The organism is Streptomyces pseudogriseolus (assembly GCA_002154585.1).
GTDB classification, from domain to species: domain Bacteria; phylum Actinomycetota; class Actinomycetes; order Streptomycetales; family Streptomycetaceae; genus Streptomyces; species Streptomyces pseudogriseolus.
Genome location: MUNG01000553.1, coordinates 1 through 981, shown reverse-complemented (window position 1 = coordinate 981; position 981 = coordinate 1). Strand labels below are relative to the sequence as shown.

Below are 981 nucleotides of genomic sequence, written 5' to 3'. Positions count from 1 at the left end.
TGCGGATCGCACGGCGCCCCCTCTCGCGTGTACCGTCCCCGGGCCGTTACGACGTGGAGGCGCGCGCCAGGTCCAGCGCGTAGTCCTCCCACCACTCGCCGGCCTTCGGGCCGCCCTTGCACTCGCCGTCCGACTCCCCCGGACGCTTGATCCACAGATAGGCGTCGACGAGGGGGTCGGCCGTGCGGGTCGTCGGGGTCTCGCCGAGCGCCCGGCCGGGCGGGTTGCACCAGCGCTCGTCCGGATCGCCGCCGGTGTAGGGGCCGTTGCCGTTGCGGCTGGTGTCGATGACGAAGTGCTTTCCGCCGACCTTGGCGGACAGCTCCTTGCCGTAGGCGATGGAGTCCTCGGTGGTGTAGAAGTTCGAGACGTTCACCGCGAAGCCGTCGGCCTGCTCGATCCCGGCCCGCTTCAGCGGCTCGTGGATCTGGTCCGGGTTGCCCCAGCCCGCGTTGCCCGCGTCCAGGTACACCTTGGTGTTCTTCAGGCCCTTGAGCGTGGCGACGGCGCCCTTGAGGAGGTCGTAGCGCTCCTCGTGGTACTCCTGCGGGGTGCAGCCGTCGACCAGGTGCAGCACCGCGTCCGGTTCCAGCACCACCGTCGCCGGGCGGTCCCCGATGCCCTCGGCGACCGCGTCGACGAAGTCGCGGTAGGTGTCGCCGTCGGCGGCCCCGCCCTGCGAGTACTGGCCGCAGTCGCGGTGCGGGATGTTGTAGAGGACCAGCACGGCCCGGCGACGGTGGTGCTGGAACCGCGACGGGCTGCTCGGCGATCTTGCGGAGCTGCTCGGCCTCGGCCTTCTTGCCGTCCTCCCGCAGCTCGGCGATCTCGCGGACGGCGAGACCGTCCGGGTTGACCCAGAAGGGAGCCGCCTCCTTCGGCTGCCGCGTCACGGCCGATCCGGCCGAACCCTCCCCGTCGTCACCCCCGGAGGAACATCCCGCGAGCAGCAGCGCCGCCCCCAGCACCGCTGCGGACGCC

The 981-nt window shown here is 71.9% G+C and carries 1 pseudogene; it reads right to left on the bottom strand.

What is annotated here, in order from left to right:
- Positions 1-46: 46 nt before the first annotated feature.
- Positions 47-981, bottom strand: a pseudogene (locus CCN29_RS32645) (glycoside hydrolase family 6 protein); the annotation flags it as partial.